This is a genomic window from Nitrospirillum guanabarense (assembly GCF_034653355.1).
In the GTDB taxonomy this organism is placed as follows: Bacteria; Pseudomonadota; Alphaproteobacteria; order Azospirillales; family Azospirillaceae; genus Nitrospirillum.
Genome location: NZ_JAYEER010000003.1, coordinates 70,225 through 87,284, shown reverse-complemented (window position 1 = coordinate 87,284; position 17,060 = coordinate 70,225). Strand labels below are relative to the sequence as shown.

Annotated in this window: 18 protein-coding genes; 6 read left to right on the top strand and 12 right to left on the bottom strand. The window is 67.8% G+C overall.

The genetic code is table 11. The annotated features are described in order from the left end of the window. The first annotated feature begins 8 nt into the window (after positions 1 to 8). Positions 9 to 1,067, top strand: coding sequence for a chemotaxis-specific protein-glutamate methyltransferase CheB (gene cheB, locus UAA55_RS09765; protein WP_322952503.1), 1,059 nt, complete (start codon positions 9 to 11; stop codon positions 1,065 to 1,067). A gap of 2 nt (positions 1,068 to 1,069) precedes the next feature. Next, the gene (locus tag UAA55_RS09760; RefSeq protein ID WP_322952502.1) at positions 1,070 to 3,613 is read left to right on the top strand and encodes an EAL domain-containing protein; all 2,544 of its coding nucleotides are present in this window, start codon (positions 1,070 to 1,072) and stop codon (positions 3,611 to 3,613) included. On the opposite strand, the gene UAA55_RS09755 is transcribed toward UAA55_RS09760, so the two are convergent. Beyond that, the gene (locus UAA55_RS09755; RefSeq protein ID WP_322952501.1) at positions 3,552 to 4,628 is read right to left on the bottom strand and encodes an AraC family transcriptional regulator; all 1,077 of its coding nucleotides are present in this window, start codon (positions 4,626 to 4,628) and stop codon (positions 3,552 to 3,554) included. The genes UAA55_RS09760 and UAA55_RS09755 overlap by 62 nt on opposite strands. A gap of 145 nt (positions 4,629 to 4,773) precedes the next feature. On the opposite strand from UAA55_RS09755, the gene UAA55_RS09750 reads away from it, so the two are divergent. Genes UAA55_RS09750 through UAA55_RS09740 form a run of 3 tightly spaced genes read left to right on the top strand, consistent with a single transcriptional unit; the run spans position 4,774 to position 7,601 of the window. After that, on the top strand, positions 4,774 to 5,901 hold the full coding sequence (locus tag UAA55_RS09750; RefSeq protein ID WP_322952499.1) for an acyl-CoA dehydrogenase: 1,128 nt from the start codon (positions 4,774 to 4,776) through the stop codon (positions 5,899 to 5,901). A gap of 12 nt (positions 5,902 to 5,913) precedes the next feature. Next, the gene (locus tag UAA55_RS09745) at positions 5,914 to 6,663 is read left to right on the top strand and encodes an electron transfer flavoprotein subunit beta/FixA family protein (protein ID WP_322952498.1); all 750 of its coding nucleotides are present in this window, start codon (positions 5,914 to 5,916) and stop codon (positions 6,661 to 6,663) included. Positions 6,664 to 6,665: 2 nt separating this feature from the next. Further along, entirely contained in the window at positions 6,666 to 7,601 is a 936-nt protein-coding gene (locus UAA55_RS09740; protein ID WP_322952497.1) for an electron transfer flavoprotein subunit alpha/FixB family protein, read from the top strand. A gap of 69 nt (positions 7,602 to 7,670) precedes the next feature. On the opposite strand, the gene UAA55_RS09735 is transcribed toward UAA55_RS09740, so the two are convergent. From UAA55_RS09735 to UAA55_RS09695, 9 genes are all read right to left on the bottom strand, one after another. Then, complete coding sequence (locus UAA55_RS09735) at positions 7,671 to 7,979, bottom strand: HigA family addiction module antitoxin (protein ID WP_322952496.1); 309 nt, start codon at positions 7,977 to 7,979, stop codon at positions 7,671 to 7,673. A gap of 12 nt (positions 7,980 to 7,991) precedes the next feature. After that, positions 7,992 to 8,273 carry a type II toxin-antitoxin system RelE/ParE family toxin gene (locus UAA55_RS09730; protein ID WP_322952495.1) on the bottom strand — a complete coding sequence of 94 codons (282 nt, stop codon included), beginning with the start codon at positions 8,271 to 8,273 and terminating at the stop codon, positions 7,992 to 7,994. Between the two features lie 72 nt (positions 8,274 to 8,345). Beyond that, positions 8,346 to 8,723, bottom strand: coding sequence for an ACT domain-containing protein (locus UAA55_RS09725; protein ID WP_322952494.1), 378 nt, complete (start codon positions 8,721 to 8,723; stop codon positions 8,346 to 8,348). A gap of 124 nt (positions 8,724 to 8,847) precedes the next feature. Then, the gene (locus tag UAA55_RS09720) at positions 8,848 to 9,147 is read right to left on the bottom strand and encodes a putative quinol monooxygenase (RefSeq protein WP_322952493.1); all 300 of its coding nucleotides are present in this window, start codon (positions 9,145 to 9,147) and stop codon (positions 8,848 to 8,850) included. A 12-nt stretch (positions 9,148 to 9,159) separates the two neighbouring features. Next, the gene (locus tag UAA55_RS09715; RefSeq protein ID WP_322952492.1) at positions 9,160 to 10,260 is read right to left on the bottom strand and encodes an NADH:flavin oxidoreductase/NADH oxidase; all 1,101 of its coding nucleotides are present in this window, start codon (positions 10,258 to 10,260) and stop codon (positions 9,160 to 9,162) included. Between the two features lie 145 nt (positions 10,261 to 10,405). Next, positions 10,406 to 11,023, bottom strand: a complete 618-nt coding sequence (locus UAA55_RS09710) for a TetR/AcrR family transcriptional regulator (RefSeq protein WP_322952491.1) — start codon at positions 11,021 to 11,023, stop codon at positions 10,406 to 10,408. Positions 11,024 to 11,055: 32 nt separating this feature from the next. Further along, a complete protein-coding gene (locus tag UAA55_RS09705; protein ID WP_322952490.1) occupies positions 11,056 to 12,612 on the bottom strand; it encodes a DUF6438 domain-containing protein in 1,557 nt (518 codons plus the stop codon). Positions 12,613 to 12,814: 202 nt separating this feature from the next. Beyond that, complete coding sequence (locus UAA55_RS09700) at positions 12,815 to 13,612, bottom strand: NADPH:quinone oxidoreductase family protein (RefSeq protein WP_322952489.1); 798 nt, start codon at positions 13,610 to 13,612, stop codon at positions 12,815 to 12,817. A gap of 5 nt (positions 13,613 to 13,617) precedes the next feature. Beyond that, on the bottom strand, positions 13,618 to 13,827 hold the full coding sequence (locus tag UAA55_RS09695; protein WP_322952488.1) for a hypothetical protein: 210 nt from the start codon (positions 13,825 to 13,827) through the stop codon (positions 13,618 to 13,620). A 171-nt stretch (positions 13,828 to 13,998) separates the two neighbouring features. On the opposite strand from UAA55_RS09695, the gene mce reads away from it, so the two are divergent. After that, on the top strand, positions 13,999 to 14,418 hold the full coding sequence (mce, locus tag UAA55_RS09690; RefSeq protein ID WP_322952487.1) for a methylmalonyl-CoA epimerase: 420 nt from the start codon (positions 13,999 to 14,001) through the stop codon (positions 14,416 to 14,418). Positions 14,419 to 14,439: 21 nt separating this feature from the next. Here mce and UAA55_RS09685 read toward each other — a convergent pair whose 3' ends face one another. Both UAA55_RS09685 and cyoD read right to left on the bottom strand, forming a co-directional pair. After that, complete coding sequence (locus tag UAA55_RS09685) at positions 14,440 to 16,548, bottom strand: hybrid sensor histidine kinase/response regulator (RefSeq protein WP_322952486.1); 2,109 nt, start codon at positions 16,546 to 16,548, stop codon at positions 14,440 to 14,442. Positions 16,549 to 16,667: 119 nt separating this feature from the next. Continuing rightward, the gene (gene cyoD / locus UAA55_RS09680) at positions 16,668 to 17,060 is read right to left on the bottom strand and encodes a cytochrome o ubiquinol oxidase subunit IV (protein ID WP_322952485.1); all 393 of its coding nucleotides are present in this window, start codon (positions 17,058 to 17,060) and stop codon (positions 16,668 to 16,670) included.

Below are 17,060 nucleotides of genomic sequence, written 5' to 3'. Positions count from 1 at the left end.
AGCCTCTAATGATCCGGGTCGTTGTCGCCGAAGACTCACCCACGCTGCGTGAATACCTGGTCTCCATCTTGTCGGGAGAACCCGACATCGAGGTGGTGGCGATCGCTGTCGACGGCTTGCAGGCGGTGGAGGCGGTGGCACGCCATCGTCCCGACGTGGTGACGATGGACATCCACATGCCGCGCCTGGGCGGTCTGGCCGCCACCCGCCGCATCATGGAGGAGACCCCCTGTCCCATCGTGGTGGTCAGCAGCACCATGAGCGACCATGTGGCGGCCACCTTCCGCGCCCTGGACGCCGGCGCCGTGGCCTTCGTCCACCGCCCCGTGGGCGTGGGCCATCCCCGCCAGGCCATCGAGGCGGCGGAACTGGCGCAGACCGTGCGCCTGATGGCCGAGGTCAAGGTGGTACGGCGCTGGGCCAGCCCGTCCAGGCTGCCGCGTGAACCTGTGGCCCGCCCCATGCCGGAGGCCGCTCTGCCGACCGGCACGCGGCCGGCCGTCATCGCCATCGGCGCGTCCACCGGCGGCCCCGTGGCCTTGCAGGCCATCCTGGCGGGCCTGCCGGCGGACTTTCCCATCCCGCTGCTGGCGGTGCAGCACATCTCCCCCGGCTTCGTGGGCGGTTTCGCCGATTGGCTGGCCAGTGGCTCCGTCCTGCCGGTGCGGGTGGCCAAGGCGGGCGACGTGCCGCGCCCCGGCCATTTCTACTTGGCGCCCGACAACGCCCACATGGGCCTCGGCATGGACGGGACCGTCAAGCTGGACCACGGCGCGCCGGAAAACAGCGCCCGGCCAGCGGTGTCGCATTTCTTCCGCTCCGTCACCCGGGTGCACGGGGCCCGCGCCGTCGGCGTGCTGCTGTCCGGCATGGGGGTGGACGGCGCCGCGGAACTGCGCGAGATGCGCGACGCGGGGGCGGTGACCTTCGCGCAGGACAAGGAAAGCAGCATCGTCCACGGCATGCCAGGGGCCGCCATCGCGCTGGGTGGCGCCACCGCCGTGCTGAAGCCGGACGAGATCGCCGCCCGACTGGTCACGCTGGCGCGAAAGGCGGAGGGAAAGTAGCCATGCCCCAAGGCAAGGACGCGAAAACCATCCTCGTGGTCGATGATGAGCCCCAGGTGCTGGCGGCCATGGAGGACCTGCTTGAGGATGACTTTCGCGTCCTGCTGCAGACCTCGCCCAAGGCGGCGCTGAAGTTGCTGGAGCGGGAATCCGACCTGTCCGCCATCATTTCCGACCAGCGCATGCCGGGCCTCAGCGGCCATGAGTTCTTAGGCATCGCCAGCCGATTGTCCGACGCCCCGCGCATCCTGTTCACTGGATATTCCGACCTGGACGCCGTGGTGGCGGCGGTGAACAAGGGCCAGATCTTCGGCTACATCACCAAGCCCTGGGACCCCAAGGAACTGCGCCGGGTGGTGGACAAGGCGGTGGAGCATTGCGAGCTGCACCGCGCCCTGCTGGAGGAACAGCGCTTGCTGCACCACCTGATGGACAGCATGCCGGACGCCATTTTCTTCAAGGACCGCGTCCACCGTTTCCAGCGCGTCAACCGCGCGGCCGCCCGCGAGCTGGGGGCGGAGAGCGCGGCGGCCTGCCTGGGCAAGCGGGTGGGCGACTTCCTGGACCCCGTCCGGGCGGAAACCATCGAGGCGCAGGAGCGCATGGTGCTGCAGACCGGCAAGCCGGTGGTGGACCTGGTGGGCCGCCGGGGAGAGCGCTGGGTGTCGGCCACCGTGGCGCCGGTGGTGGATGAGCAGGGCCAGGGGACCGGGCTGGTGGGCATCACCCGCGACGTTACCGACCGCCTGCGGCTGGAGGAACGCATCGCCCGCCTGACCCGCGCCCACGCGGTGCTCAGCGGCATCAACGGCCTGATCGTGCGCGTGCACGACCAGCACCAGCTGTTCGCCGACGCCTGCCGCATCGCCACCGGCCAGGGCCAGTTCCACCAGGCGTGGATCGGCCTAGTGGCGGAGGGGCGGGTGGTTCCCGTGGCGGCCGACGGCGTGAGTTTGGCGGCCCTTTCGCCGATAGAGCCGAATTTGGCGCCGGGAAGGGCGGGCCACCCGCTGGACACCATTGTCACCTCCGCCCTGGCGGACCAGGTGCCGGTGGCGGCGGCGGAATGTGTCGGGGGGATGGCCACCCTGGTGCTACCCCTGGTGGTGGACCGGGCATCCGTGGGCGTCATGGCCCTGTCGGCCATGGAGACCGATCGCTTCGACGCGCAGGAGGTGGCCCTGCTGCGTGAGATGGCGGGCAACATCTCCTTCGCGCTGGATCATCTGCACAAGGCCCTGCGCTTGGACTACCTGGCGCTGTACGACGGGTTGACCGGCCTGGCGAACCGCAGGCTGTTCGCTGACCGCCTGGCGCAGCACATGGCGCGGGCGCGCGCCAAGCGGCGGTTGATGGCCTTGGTCCTGGTCGATGTGGAGCGTTTCCGCAGCATCAACGACAGCCTGGGCCTGGACATCGGGGATGAGGTGCTGCGCGAGGTGGCCCGCCGCCTGTCCGCCGCGGCCCCCCTTACCGACACGCTGGGGCGCGTCGGCGCCGACTGCTTCGGCATGCTGGTGCCGGAGGTGAAAAGCGCGGGCGACGTGGCGCATCTGGTGCGGGAGAGGATCCTGCCCTGCTTCGACACCCTGATCCAGGCGGGCGGCGAACAGCTGCGCCTGTCCGCCCGCGTGGGCGCGGCCCTGTTTCCAGACGACGCCCAGGACGGGGAGACGCTGTTCACCCATGCCGAGATCGCGCTCAAGAAGGCCAAGGACACGCGCGAGCGCCTGCTGTTCTACGCCACCGGCATGAACAAACGCCTGGCCCAGGCCCTGCGGCGCGAGACACGGCTGCGCACCGCGCTGGAGAACCGGCAATATGTGCTGCACTACCAACCCAAGATCGATCTGCGCGACGGCCGTGTCACCGGGCTTGAGGCGCTGATCCGCTGGAACGAGCCTGGGGGTGATGTCGTCGGTCCGGCCGAGTTCATTCCCCTGGTGGAGGAGCTGGGCCTGATCCACGACATGGGCGACTGGGTCATGAACCAGGCGGTGACGGACTTCCAATGCTGGCGGGCCCAGGGCCTGAAGCCGCCGCGCATCGCCGTCAACGTCTCCGCCCTGCAGTTGGCGCGCGACGATTTCGTGGACGGGATGAGGGCTCGCCTGGACCGGGACGAGGCGGCACGCGCCTGCCTGGATCTGGAGATCACGGAAAGCGTGCTGATGCGCGACATCCAGGCCTGCATCCCCAAGATCGCGGCCCTGCGCGAGATGGGCGTGCAGGTCTATATCGATGATTTCGGCACAGGCTATTCCTCGCTGGCCTATATCGCCCGCCTGCCACTGACGGCGCTGAAGATCGACCGGGCCTTCGTCTCCAGCATCGACGCCAGCTCGGAAGACACAACCATCGTCTCCACCATCATCCAGTTGGCCCACAGCCTGGGCCTGAAGGTGGTGGCGGAGGGGGTGGAGACGGCGGACCAGGCCAAGCTGCTGCGCCTGCTGCGCTGTGACGAGATGCAGGGCTACCTCATCAGCCGCCCGGTCCCGGCCCTGGAGATCGAGGCGATGCTGGCGGCCCCGAAGCTGATTTGAGGTATTTGCCGCTCGCCGCGCGGAACGCGCCCGGCGCCATGTCCGTCCATTTGCGGAAGGCGCGGTGGAAGGCGCTGGGCTCGGCGAAGCCCAGGCGCGCCGCCAACTCGGGAATGGGCTCCGTCCCCGCCGCCAGCGACGCTTCCGCCACCCGTCGGCGCAGTTCGTCCTTGATGGTTTGGAAGGGCCGCCCCTCCTGCCGCAGGCCCCGGCGCAGGGTGGCGGGGGAACAGCGCAGGCGGCGGGCCACGGTGTCGAAGTCCGGCCAGGCGGTGGGCGGCTGGCGGTCCAGCAGTTGGGTCACGCGGCGGGCGTAGCTGTCGGGGTTGCGGTAGCGCACCAGGAAATTCTCCGGCGCGCGGTTCAGGAAGGTGACGGCCGAGCGCGCGTCCTGCGCCACCGGCAGGGCCAGCAGGGCCGCGTCGAACCACAGGCGGGCGGCGTCCTGGCCGAAGCGCAGGGTGGAACTGTAGAGCACCCGGTATTCCTCCGCATGCGGCGGGGGTGGATGGGCGAAGTCGGCGGCGGCTATGGGGATGCGCCGGCGCACCAGCCAGCAAGCCAGGCCGTGCAGATAGGTCATCAGCGTCTCCTGCGCGAACAGGGCCAAAGGGAGTTGCGGCGGCGTGGCGCGGATCTCCAGGCAGGCCAGGCGCCCCTGGCGGCGGATGCCCACCCGGATGCCGTCGAACACGCTGTTGTAGCCGCGACAGGCCAGGTCCAGGGCCCGGCCCAGGTCGCGGCCGCCCAAGGCCAGCAGGCAGATGACGGAGAAGGTGCCGATCTTCATGCGCCGGCTGTCCAGGCCGAAGAACTCGTCATCCGTCACCTGGGCCACCAGGCGCAGCAGCGTGCCGTAGGTCGCCACCGGCACGCGGGCGCCATCGGGAATGCCGTCCAGCCCGGCCTTGCGCCGCAGCGGGCCGGCGTCCAAACCCTTCGCGGCGGCGCAGCCCAGCGCCGCCTCCACGAAATAGGGGGCGACGCTGTTTTTCTCCTGAAGGATCAAGTCCACGCGATGACACCCGAGCCGCTTGACAAAAACGATCACCGGATTTGATCCGGTTGGTCATTTCGGATTGGATCAATCATGTCTAGTGTGGCCGCGGCTGGCAAGCCGGCCCATAAGCGAGCCCATAAGCGACGAGGAAACGCCCCCCATGCTGATCACCGAGGAACAGGCCATGGTGCGTGACATGGCGCGCGCCTTCGCCCGTGAGCGGCTGGCGCCCGGGGCGGCGGAACGCGATCGCACCAGCGCCTTCCCGGCCGATGAGCTGAAGGCGATGGGCGAGTTGGGCCTGATGGGCATGCTGGTGCCCGAGGAGTGGGGCGGGGCCGGCACCGACATCCTGTCCTATGTCCTGGCGATCGAGGAGATCGCGGCCGGCGACGGCGCCATTTCCACCATCATGAGCGTGCACAACTCCGTGGGCTGCGCGCCCATCCTGACGTTCGGCACCCCGGCGCAGAAGGAACGCTACCTGCGCGCCATGGCGTCGGGCCAAACGCTGGGCGCCTTCTGCCTGACGGAACCGCAGGCGGGCTCCGACGCGTCCGCGCTCAAGACCCGCGCCGTGCGGGATGGCGACCATTGGGTCATCAACGGCGCCAAGCAGTTCATCACCAACGGTCAAAACGCCGGCGTGGCCCTGGTCTTCGCCGTCACCGATCCGGCCGCCGGCAAGAAGGGCATCTCCGCCTTCCTGGTGCCCACCGACACCCCCGGCTATACCGTCGCGCGGCTGGAGCACAAGCTGGGACAGCGCTGCAGCGATACCGCGCAGATCGTGTTCGACAATGTTCGGGTGCCGCATGAAGCCATGCTGGGTGAGCCCGGCCAGGGCTATCGCATCGCGCTGGCCAACCTGGAGGGCGGGCGCATCGGCATCGCCGCCCAGTCCGTGGGCATGGCCCAGGCGGCGTTCGAGGCGGCGCGTGACTACGCGCGCGAGCGCACCAGCATGGGCGTCGCCATCATCGAGCATCAGGCCGTGGCGTTCCGCCTGGCGGACATGGCCACCCGCATCGAGGCGGCGCGCCAGCTGGTGCTGCATGCCGCCAGCCTGCGCCAGGTGGGCCAGCCCTGCCTGAAGGAGGCCTCCATGGCCAAGCTGTTCGCCTCGGAGATGGCGGAGCGTGTCTGCTCCGACGCCATCCAGACCTTCGGCGGCTATGGCTATGTCGATGATTTCCCGGTGGAGCGCATCTATCGCGATGTGCGCGTCTGCCAGATTTACGAGGGCACCAGCGACATCCAGAAGCTGGTGATTTCCCGCAACCTCTGAGGGACTTGAGCGATGAAAGCGCTGGTCGCGGTCAAGCGGGTCGTTGACTACAACGTGAAGGTTCGCGTGAAGGCGGACGGCACGGGTGTGGAGACGGCCAACGTCAAGATGTCGATGAACCCGTTCGACGAGATCGCGGTTGAGGAGGCTGTGCGCCTGAAAGAGGCGGGCAAAGCCACCGAGATCGTGGTGGTGAGCATCGGGCCGGGGGCGGCGCAAGATGCGTTGCGCACGGCGCTGGCCATGGGGGCCGACCGCGCCATCCTGGTGGAAACGGATGTGGAGACGCAGCCGCTGGGCGTGGCCAAGGCGCTGAAGGCGTTGGTGGAAAAGGAACAGCCCGGCCTGGTCATCCTGGGCAAGCAGGCCATCGACGACGACGCCAACCAGACCGGCCAGATGCTGGCGGCGCTGCTGGGCTGGGCCCAGGGCACCTTCGCCAGCAAGGTGGTGCCGGCGGAAGGTACTGTGGCGGTGACGCGTGAGATCGACGGCGGTCTGGAGACGGTGGAGCTCAAGCTGCCGGCGGTGGTGACCACCGACCTGCGCCTGAACGAGCCGCGCTACGCCTCGCTGCCCAACATCATGAAGGCGAGGAAGAAGCCGCTGGAGACGGTGGACGCCGCCAGCCTGGGCGTGGACCTGACGCCGCGGCTGAAGACGCTGAAGGTGGCGGAGCCGCCGAAGCGGGCCGGCGGGGTGAAGGTGGGCTCCGTCCAGGAGCTGGTGGCCAAGCTGAAGACCGAAGCGCGGGTGATCTGACCATGACAACTCTTGTTATCGCTGAGCCCTCGGTCGAGGGCGTGAAGGCCCCGACGCTGACCACCCTGGGTGCCGCCGCCAAGCTGGGCGGCGACGTGCATGTGCTGGTGCTGGGCCAGGGCGTGGGTGCTGTCGCCGACGCGACCGCCCAGGTGGCCGGTGTTGCCAAGGTGCTGACGGCCGATGCCGCCGAGCTGGCCCATGGCCTGGCGGAGAACGTGGCCCCGCTGGTGGTGGGGCTGGTGAAGGCCGGCGGCTACAGCCATGTGCTGGCCCCCAGCACCACCTTCGGCAAGAACGTGGCGCCGCGCATCGCGGCCCTGCTGGATGTGGCGCAGGTCAGCGACATCACCGGGGTGGAAAGCCCGGACACCTTCACCCGGCCCATCTACGCCGGCAACGCTATCGCCACGGTACAGTCGTCGGACCCGGTGAAGGTGGCGACGGTGCGTGGCACGGCGTTCGAGGCGGTAGCCGCCACGGGCGGCAGCGCCGCCGTCGAGGCCGCGTCCGGTGCGGCCGACGCCGGCCTGTCGAGGTTCGTGAGCCAGGAGGTCTCCAAGTCCGAACGTCCGGAGCTGACCAGCGCCCGGGTGATCGTCTCGGGCGGGCGGGGCATGCAGTCGGGCGACAACTTCCCCCTGCTGGAGGCGCTGGCCGACAAGCTGGGGGCGGCCGTCGGCGCATCCCGCGCCGCCGTGGACGCCGGCTTCGTGCCCAACGACTACCAGGTCGGGCAGACGGGCAAGATCGTGGCGCCGGAACTGTACATCGCCGTGGGCATCTCGGGCGCCATCCAGCACCTGGCCGGCATGAAGGACAGCAAGGTCATCGTCGCCATCAACAAGGACGAAGAGGCGCCGATCTTCCAGATCGCCGACTACGGCCTGGTCGCCGACCTGTTCAAGGCCGTGCCGGAATTGACGGCCGAGGTCTGAGCCATTTCAGGGTTCAAGGAATAACACCGTGAACTGGCCGGGCGCTCGCAAGGGCGTCCGGCCAAATTTTTATTCCGCAGCGTGGTGCAACACCTGCACGGCCGACAGGTCTACGCTCTGATGGGCGCGGGCCAGGTTGTGGGTGGTCTGCAGGTTCAGCCAGAACTGCGCCGTGGTGCCCAGCGCCTTGGCCAGGCGTAGGGCGGTATCCGCCGTCATGTCCGTCTGTTCGCTCGCCACCCGTTCGATCCGTGTGCGGGGCACGCCGCAGGCCTTGGCGATCTTGCCCGCTGTCAGGCCCAGGGGCTCCATGAACTCCTCCCGTAGGACTTCGCCGGGATGGACGGGGCGCATGGCGATCAGGGGATCGATGGTCACAGGTGCCTCCGTTCAATGATAATCGACGATTTCAACATCATGGGCATCTTGGCCGTCCCAGCGGAAACACACGCGCCATTGATCGTTGATGCGGATGGAATGCTGGCCTTCACGGTCTCCCGACAGCTTTTCCAAGCGATTGCCGGGCGGAACGCGCAGATCGTCCACGGTGGTCGCCGCGTGAAGGATCGCCAATTTCCGCTGCGCCGCGCGCACCAAGTCCGCAGGAAAACCTTTCGTCAACATGCCCGTGAGCACTGCCTCACTGATCTTGCCCTTGGTGCTTTTAATCATCGCAACCAGTCATTCATTGAGATTATTCACGTATCATGAAACGATACACATAACAAGTGGAACTGTGTCATGTTATGATACGCTATGCCCCGCCGCCCTCAGCAGGGACAGGGTGCGGTCCCGGTTCTCCGCCTGGATCATGAGATGGTCGGTGTTGAAGGTGGAGGTGACGAAGACGCCGATGCCATCCTCCGACAACGGGCGGATGACGGACAGCAGGATGCCCGCCTGGTCGAAGGCGAAGGGGCCGATGAACTTCAGGCACACCCAGTCGCGGTCGGCCTTCACGTCCTGCGGCACCCTCTCCTCGCGGCAGATCAGCGTCAGTTCCTCGTCGTCCCGGGCCAGGGCGGTGAAACCTTCGCCGTCCCACCAGTTGGGGACGGGGGTATCGGGCGGGAATTGGACGATGGCGTAGCGGCCGTCCAGGTGCTGCAGGGTGATGCCCATGGGGTGCTTTCCATAGAATGAGGCCGTGGCGCCGATGACGGCGCCATCTTACCGGAAAATTTCCCTGATGGCGCATGGTGGGAATCGCGGCGGCCAAGATCCGGCCGCCGCGATCCCCTGGTGCTTATTCCACCGTGTCCACCGGGGTGGCGGAAACCACCACCGGCGCTTCGGCCAGCAGGTCGCCCACGGCCGCGCGGAAGGCGGTGTAGTGCGGGCTGGTGCGGTGGGCCTCGACGGCCGCCTCGTCGGCGTAGATCTCGAACACATGGAAGCGGACCGTGGCGTCGGTGCCGCGGAACAGGTCGTAGCGGCGGGCGCCCGGCTCTGCCCGCGAGTGGCCGGTCAGTTCGCGCATTAGCGCTTCCACCTTGTCCACGGCCTCGGGCTTGGGCGTGACGGTGGCGATCAATGCAATAGTCATTAAGAATTCTCCTTAAGCTTCGACGGCGTAGCGTTGCAGCCAGTGGGCGTAGGGGGCGGGCAGGACCCAGGCCTGGCGTTCCACGCCCAGCTTGAGAGCGGCGGCGTAGGGCCAATGCGGGCTGGCCAGGTGATTGCGGCCGACCAGCACCTGGTCCAACTGCCCCTCCCGCACCACGCGGTCGGCGACCTCGGGATTGGCGAAGCCCCAGGCGGAGGAGACGGGGATGCCGGCCTCCTTGCGCACGCGGGCGGCGACCGGCGCCAGGAAGGCGGGGCCCCAGGGCACGTTGCCCTTGGGCGTGGAGAAGCCGACGCTGACGCTCAGCAGATCCAGCCCTTCCTGGCGGAAGCGGCGGGTCAGGGCGATGGATTCGGCCAGCGTCTCCTCATCCCGCCCGTCATACTCGATGACGCCGAAGCGGGCGGTCAGGGGCAGGTGCTCCGGCCACACCTGGCGCACGGCGGCCAGTGTTTCCACCAGGAAGCGGCCCCGGTTCTCCGCACTGCCGCCGTACTGGTCGGTGCGCTGGTTGGCGTCGCGGCTGAAGAAGCTTTGGCCCAGATAGCCGTGGGCGAAGTGCAGTTCCAGCCATTCGAAGCCCGCGTCGCGGGCGCGCTTGGCGGCGGCCACGAAGTCCTCGCGCACCCGGGCGATGTCGTCCAGGGTCATGGCCTTCGGCACCTTGGGCAGGGTGCCGCCGAAGGCAATGGCCGAGGGGGCGATGGTGTCCCAGCCGCGCGGATCGCCCTCGGCGATGTGATCGTCCCCTTCCCAGGGACGGTTGGCGCTGGCCTTGCGGCCGGCATGGCCGATCTGGATACCGGGCACGGCCCCGGCCGCCTTGATGGCGCGGACGATGGGCACGAAGGCCTGGGCCTGCGCGTCGTTCCACAGGCCGGTGCAGGCCGGGGTGATGCGGCCCTCCGGGGCGACGCCGGTGGCCTCCACCACCACCAGGCCGGCGCCGCCCCGGGCCAGGCCGGCATAATGGCTGAGGTGCCAGTCGTTGGGCAGGCCGTCGGTGGCGCTGTACTGGCACATCGGCGGCACGGCGATGCGGTTGCGTAACACGACGTCTTTGATCTTCAGCGGATCGAACAAGGTGGGCATGCGAAACTCCGAATGAACGGGAAGGGTATAGGATTGGTCGGGAAGGATCAGGGCAGGGTGGAATAGACCAGTCGTCTAGATGTTCGGTTACGGCAATGCCGGCCTGGTCATGCGCGCCGACAGGCCGGCGGGTTGCGGTTGGGCCTTAAGAAGGGGTGCTGCAGGGCGTGTCGAGGTGCAGCATCATGCGGGTGGCGCGCATGGCGGCCTCCAGCGGGGCGGCGCTGCGGGAAATCTTGGCCATCAGGCTGGCGCCCAGCCAAGTCTGGTACAAAGTTTCCGCTGTGGGGCAGGCAGGGCCGGATACCTTCAGGGAACCGTCGGCCATGCCGTCCTCCAGCGCCTGGCCCAGGCGCCTGATGATGGCCTTGGTGCCGCGGTCCAGCACGGCGCGCATCGCCTCCGACAGATCGGCGACCTCGGCCCCCAGCTTTACCGCCAGGCACTTGCCCTCTGGATCGCAGCCACCCTGGGTATCGATCCAGTTCTGCCAGTAGGCCAGCATGCGGTCGACCACCGGCTTACCCGGCACCGACAACTGCCGGTCCAGGTCCGCCAGGTACACCTCGAAATAGCTCTCCAGCAGCGCCGTGCCGAAGGCGTCCTTGAACTCGAAGTAGTGGTAGAACGACCCCTTGGGCACGTTGGCGGCGCCCAGGATCTCGTTCAGCCCAACCGCGGCGAACCCCTTGCCGCCGATGATGCGCTGGGCGGTGTCGAGGATGTGCTGGCGCACGTCGATGCTGTGGGGCTTGGCAATCATGGGCGCGATATAGGCACAATTAGACCAGTCGTCTAGTGACGGTCGTCACCCGGTGCGGACTTTTGTTTGCGGGCGATCAGGTCCAGGACGTGGGGCCAAGGATAGGCCGCCGCCCGGTCCACGGGGCGGATACCCTCGGGATCCGGCCGGTTGAAATCGGCGCCGCGCTCAATCAGCAGCAGGGCGCTGTCCTCATCGCGCACGGTGTCCAGGGGCGCATAGCCTTGCTGGTTGGGCCGGTTGGGATCAGCGCCCCCATCCAACAAGGCGCGCTCCACCATCAGGTCGTCCGTCAATTGCAGCGGGTCCTCGTAACCGACGGCATTCATGCTGACATGGGCCGCGCTCAGGGCGTGGAGGATGTGAACGACATTGTCCGATGAAGCTGGATTCAAGGCTGGCGCTAATATCGCCGCCACTACGGGCGACCGCGTGCGTAACGTTTCCATTTCCGGAAGCGCTTGTGACAGCGATGACAGATCCGGGTGATGGCGCAAAATCAGCTCGACCAGCTGGGGCTTGCCCGACCAGGCCGCCGCCGTGATTACAGACCGGCCAGACCATTTCTGCACGCCCCCCGGGTCGGCGCCCGCATCAATAAGTTTGGCGGCGATGGTCACCCATCCATGCTCCGCCGCGGCATATAAGGCGTCCGTCCTGGCTTGGGCGTTGCCAGCCCCGACCCCGTGCGCCAGCAGATGTTCCACCACCTCAATTTGACCTTTGCCGGCGGCCCATCCCAGGGCCCATTGGCTGACCTTGTCATCACGCAGCGTCGCGCCGGCGGCCTCAAAAGCCAGGATCGTTTCGAGATTGGTGCTGCCAGCCAGCCGGGCGAGGAGCTGTGAGGCTTGGGGTGTCGTGAAGTCATATCCTTGCTGTTGCAGGGTCCCGACATCCTCGGATGTGCCATTCAGCCACTTACTGGTATCGGCGACATGGTCGATCATTTCTTCCAGCGCCGTCATGGACGGTGGCATGCCGACTTCCCTGCCGACATAGTCCACGACCGTCTTGCTTTGGCCGTTGATGGAGACGGTGACGGAATAACTGGGCATGTCCGTGACCGATCGCGCGTAGCGGTCGGCCAGATTGTAAAAGTCCATGGCTCGCAGCATGGACAGCAGTGTGTCGATGCCAGCCTGCGATGCCATGCCAGTTTGCAGCCCGAGAACCTTGGCGTAGACCTCTCCTTGGTAGCTCACCGTGCCGTCGCCCCGAATTTCGACCGTGTAGCTGGGGCAGTGGCCATAGCAGGCACCCCGCTTCAGGGCAATGGACAGGCCGGATCGGTCCTTTACCGTTGGGAAGGGACGTGCTTTGGCCGGCAGCGCTGGGGTGATGACGTAGTCCTCCAGGCGGGCCAGCGCCCATACCGGGGCACCGTCCTTGATGAAGGGTTTGAAGCGCAACTTGCCCAGATTCTTCCGCGCCCTGTCGACGTATGCCGGCTCGCCGTCGATCGGTGTGACTGAGATCGCTTCGCCCCTAGGGTCGACAAGGACATCGAAGGAAACGGTGTGGATTTGGTCGCGGCTGAGGCCAACATCCGTCAACGGCTGTTTGGGCAGGGTCAACAGATGACGCATGGCCTGCCATCGCTCCACCTGAAGGGGCGGGCCATCAGGCTTTGAGACGCAGCCTGATAATAGGGCGCCAAACGATACACAAACGACGAGCCCGCCTTGCCATACCCAAATCCCCATCCGCTTCCCCAACACTATTACAAGCGTTCAGCGGACGGTGGCGCCGGATTGTGGCGGCGGTGTGATAGCGCGCGCCGGTGAGGCCTCACCCCACCTCCACCACGATCTTGCCCACGGCCTGACGGGCGCCCAGTGCCACCAGACCTTCGGGCGCGCGGGCGAAGGGCAGGCGCAGGCCGATGTGGGGGCGGATGGTGCCGTCGGCCAGCCAGCCCATGATCTCCTCCAGGTAGGTCTGGTTCAGGGCCGGGTCGCGCCGGGTGAACTCGCCGTAGAACACGCCCAGCACGGCGCCGTCCTTCAGCAGGGTCAGGTTCAGGGGCAACTTGGGAATGCCGGCGGTGAAGCCCACCACCAGGTAGCGGCCACGCCAGCCCAGGGCGCGGAAGGCGGGCTCGGCATAGGCGCCGCCCATGGGGTCGTAGATCACGTCGGCCTCGCCCTTGGAGGACACGGCCTGGCAGGCGGCGCGGATGTCGGCGGTCAGGGCCTTGGCGGCGACCGGGTCGTCCAGGCGGGCGGGGTAGACCACCACGGCGTCGGCGCCGTTATCCTTGGCGATGGCGGCTTTCTCCGGCGAGGATGCGGCCGCGATGACGGTGGCGCCCATGGCCTTGCCCAATTGCACCGCCGCCAGGCCCACGCCGCCGGCCGCCCCCAGCACCACCAGCGTCTCCCCCGCCGCCAGCCTGGCGCGGTCGCGCAGGGCGTAGTGGCTGGTGCCGTAGGTCAGTCGCAGGGCGGCGCCGGCGGCGTCATCCACGCCATCCGGCAGGGGCAAGCAGTCCGATGCCGGTATGGCCAGCTGTTCCGACAGGCCGCCGTGGGGCACCACGCCGATGACGCGATCACCCACCGCGAAATCCTGGACGCCGTCGCCCATGGCGGTCACCCGGCCGGCCACCTCCAGCCCGGGGGCGAAGGGCCGGGGGGACGGGCCTGGTACAGGTCCTGGATCACCAGCAGGTCCGGGTAGTTCAAGGCCGTGGCTGTCACGGTCACCACCACCTGGCCAGGGCCCGCCACCGGCGGTGCCGCGTCCGTATCCAGGACCAGGGTGTCCGGTCCCCCCGCCTGATGGCTGCGCCAAGCCCGCATCGCTGTCCTCCCGTGACCGCATCGTTGGTTGGGCAACAGAGTGGGGGAGGCGGCGGGGCCGGTCCATCATTCATATTGACCGGTCGCGGCGGTCTTCCCAGGATCGCGGCCATGCCGGGCCGCGCGCAGTGCGCTGGCGGGCCGGGTTTCTGACAATGGGAGAGTCCACGCATGATCGGCCGCTTGAACCATGTCGGCATCGCCACACCGTCGATCGAGGACGCCATCGCGGTCTATCGCGACCTTTTGGGCGCCACGGTGATTCGCGACCCCTTCGATCTGCCGGCCCAGGGCGTGCGCGTCTGCTTCATCGACACGCCCAACAGCCAGATCGAGCTGATCGAGCCCCTGGGCGAGGCCTCCCCCGTCCACGCCTTCCTGAAGAAGTTCCCCCAGGGCGGCCAGCACCATGTCTGTTTCGAGGTGCCGGACATCCATGCCGCCGCCGCCGACATGGCGGCCAAGGGCGCCACCGTGCTGGGCCAGCCCCGCATCGGCGCCCATGGCACACCGGTGATCTTCGTGCACCCCAAGAGCATGGGCGGCGTGTTGGTGGAACTCATGGAGACGCCGAAGGACGGTCACCACTGAAGAAACGGCGGGGTCGGCCCCTTATCCTCCGCTCAAAATCCCCTTGATGCGGTTGGCCAGGGTTTCCATGGTGAAGGGCTTGGTCTGCACGTGCAGGCCGGGCGCCAGGCGTTCGTTGCCGATGACGGCGTTCTCGGCATAGCCGGTGATGAACAGCACCTTCAGGCCGGGACGCAACTTCCGTCCGGCGTCGGCCAACTCGCGGCCGTTCATGCCCTGGGGCAGGCCGATGTCGGTGACCAGCAGGTTGATGGCGGCTTCCGACTGCAGGATGCGCAGGCCCTCGGGGCCGTCCGCCGCTTCCAGCGTGGTGTAGCCCAGCTCGTCCAGCACCTCGGTCATCAGCAGGCGCACGGTGGGTTCATCATCCACCACCAGCACGGTCTCGCCCCGCTTGGCCCGGGGCGCCGCCGGGGCGATGGCCAGCATCTCCGCCGCCCGCTCCTCGCCCTCGTGGCGAGGCAGGTAGAGGGACACCGTGGTGCCATGCCCGACCTCGGACCGGATGCGCACCTGGCCGCCCGACTGGCGCACGAAGCCATAGATCATGGACAGGCCCAGGCCGGTGCCCTGGCCGATGGGCTTGGTGGTGAAGAAGGGGTCGAAGGCGCGGGCGATGACATCGGGCGGCATGCCGACGCCGGTGTCGGTGACGCTCAGCAGCACGAACTGGCCGGCCGGCATGTCCTGAAGTCCGACCAGTTCGTCATCGATCACCCGATTGCTGGCCTCGATGGTGATGTGGCCGCCGTGGGGCATGGCGTCGCGGGCATTGATGCACAGGTTCAGCAGGGCGCTTTCCAGCTGGTTGGCATCGACCAGGGTGGTCCACAGGTCGGGCGGCGTGTCCACAATCAGAGCGATGGCTGGTCCCGCGGTGCGCCGCACCAGGTCCTCCATATCGCGCACCAGGCGGCTGATGTCGGTGGGCCGGGGGTCCAGGGTCTGCTGGCGGGAGAAGGCCAGCAGCCGATGGGTAAGGGACGCCGCGCGGTCCACCGCGCCCCGCGCCGCCGTCATGTAACGGTCCAGCGTCCCCAGCCGGCCCTGGCGGACACGCTGGTCCAGCAATTCCAGGCTGCCGCTGATGGCGGTCAGCAGGTTGTTGAAGTCATGGGCCAGGCCACCGGTCAGCTGGCCCACCGCCTCCATCTTCTGCGCCTGGCGCAATTGCGCCTCCGCCAGGCGCAGGGCCTCAGCCTGCCGCTTCTCCGCGGTGATGTCGCGGCCGTAACCGTAAACCACCTCCCCCTCGGCGAAGGAGTTCCAGGAAATCCAACGGAAGCCGCCGTCCTTGTGGCGCACCCGGTTCTCGAAGCTCAGCAACTGGCCCTTGACCAGCAGATCCGCATGCGCGGCGGCGGTGGTGCGGGCGTCGTCCGGCCAGGTCAACTCCAGGAAGCTGTGGCCGATGACCTCGTCCGGCTCAAAGCCCAGGATGGGCTTCCAGGCGGGGTTGGCGTCGCGGAACACGCCGTCCCGCCCCACCACCAGCAGCAGGTCGCGGGAAAAGCGCCAGACGCGGTCGCGCTCCGCCGTCCGTTCCGCCACCCGCTCTTCCAGTTCGGCGTTCAGGCGGGCCAGCTTGTCGGCGGTGACGCGTAGGGTCCGCTCGGCCCGCACCTTGGCCGTCGTCTCCACCACGATGGCGATGACGCCGGCGGGGCGGCCGCTCTCATCCAGGATGGGGGAGTAATCGAGGTTCATCCACACCTGTTCCGGCCGGCCTGAGCGGTGCAGCGTCAGTTGCTGGTCCTGGTAGGCCAGCGTCCCGCCGGCCAAGCCCACCTTCATGACATGGTCGTTGAAATCGGCGACCTCATGCCAGCCTTCGCGGACCTTTGAGCCCAGCAGTGCTGGATGGCGCCCGCCGGCGAAGACGGAATAGGCATCGTTGTAGATCATGATGCCGTCCGGTCCCCACAGCGTGACGATGGGGACGGGCGACCGCAGGATCAGCCCCACGGTGGTCTGCAGGCTTTGCGGCCAGTGGGCCAGGGGCCCCAGGGGCGTGGTGGCCCAGTCATAGGCGGCGATCAGGCCCGCCAGCTCGCCGCCGCCGTTCAGGAACACCGGTACCGCCTCTCGCGCCATCTGCCGCCGCGTCCCGTCCACCCACACACCCGCCATCGCGCCGCATTTCCCAAGATACCTGTTATGTCACGCCGGCGTTGAGGCCACATCGCCAACCAAAGACCATATCGCGGCGCGATATCCTCCCCAAAAGGCAGAGGGTCGGGGCGGATGGGTCAGCGCTGGTGGTGCAGGTCCATCATCTCCGGCGGCATCATGTTGGCGCTGAGGTTGGCCATGATCCACAGCGACCCCGCCACCACCAGGAAGACGATCAGCACGCCGAAGGCCAGCGCCAGCACGTTGTTGGTGTTGTCGGGACCGGTGGTGATGTGCAGGAAGAACACCAGGTGGACGCCCATTTGGGCCACCGCCAGCACGGCCAGCCCGATGGGCACGCCCGGTTGCCACAGCACGTGCGTGCTGGCCGCCCAGAAGGAGGTGGCGGTCAGGATGATGGCCAGCGCCAGGCCGATGACATAGGCCTTGAGGCTGGACAGCAGCTCTTCCCGGCTGTCGCCCGGGGCCGTATCACCGCCATGGGTGTGTTCTTGCGTGGTGTCCGCCAT

What these genes read in the sequence shown, in the direction of transcription:
- cheB (WP_322952503.1), top strand. Translation starts at nt 9, where the DNA reads ATGATCCGGGTCGTTGTCGCCGAAGACTCACCCACGCTGCGTGAATAC.
- UAA55_RS09760 (WP_322952502.1), top strand. Translation starts at nt 1,070, where the DNA reads ATGCCCCAAGGCAAGGACGCGAAAACCATCCTCGTGGTCGATGATGAG.
- UAA55_RS09750 (WP_322952499.1), top strand. Translation starts at nt 4,774, where the DNA reads ATGCTGATCACCGAGGAACAGGCCATGGTGCGTGACATGGCGCGCGCC.
- UAA55_RS09745 (WP_322952498.1), top strand. Translation starts at nt 5,914, where the DNA reads ATGAAAGCGCTGGTCGCGGTCAAGCGGGTCGTTGACTACAACGTGAAG.
- UAA55_RS09740 (WP_322952497.1), top strand. Translation starts at nt 6,666, where the DNA reads ATGACAACTCTTGTTATCGCTGAGCCCTCGGTCGAGGGCGTGAAGGCC.
- UAA55_RS09730 (WP_322952495.1), bottom strand. Translation starts at nt 8,273, where the DNA reads ATGATTAAAAGCACCAAGGGCAAGATCAGTGAGGCAGTGCTCACGGGC.
- UAA55_RS09725 (WP_322952494.1), bottom strand. Translation starts at nt 8,723, where the DNA reads ATGGGCATCACCCTGCAGCACCTGGACGGCCGCTACGCCATCGTCCAA.
- UAA55_RS09720 (WP_322952493.1), bottom strand. Translation starts at nt 9,147, where the DNA reads ATGACTATTGCATTGATCGCCACCGTCACGCCCAAGCCCGAGGCCGTG.
- UAA55_RS09715 (WP_322952492.1), bottom strand. Translation starts at nt 10,260, where the DNA reads ATGCCCACCTTGTTCGATCCGCTGAAGATCAAAGACGTCGTGTTACGC.
- UAA55_RS09710 (WP_322952491.1), bottom strand. Translation starts at nt 11,023, where the DNA reads ATGATTGCCAAGCCCCACAGCATCGACGTGCGCCAGCACATCCTCGAC.
- UAA55_RS09705 (WP_322952490.1), bottom strand. Translation starts at nt 12,612, where the DNA reads ATGCGTCATCTGTTGACCCTGCCCAAACAGCCGTTGACGGATGTTGGC.
- UAA55_RS09700 (WP_322952489.1), bottom strand. Translation starts at nt 13,612, where the DNA reads ATGGGCGACGGCGTCCAGGATTTCGCGGTGGGTGATCGCGTCATCGGC.
- UAA55_RS09695 (WP_322952488.1), bottom strand. Translation starts at nt 13,827, where the DNA reads ATGCGGGCTTGGCGCAGCCATCAGGCGGGGGGACCGGACACCCTGGTC.
- mce (WP_322952487.1), top strand. Translation starts at nt 13,999, where the DNA reads ATGATCGGCCGCTTGAACCATGTCGGCATCGCCACACCGTCGATCGAG.
- UAA55_RS09685 (WP_322952486.1), bottom strand. Translation starts at nt 16,548, where the DNA reads ATGGCGGGTGTGTGGGTGGACGGGACGCGGCGGCAGATGGCGCGAGAG.
- cyoD (WP_322952485.1), bottom strand. Translation starts at nt 17,060, where the DNA reads ATGGCGGACACCACGCAAGAACACACCCATGGCGGTGATACGGCCCCG.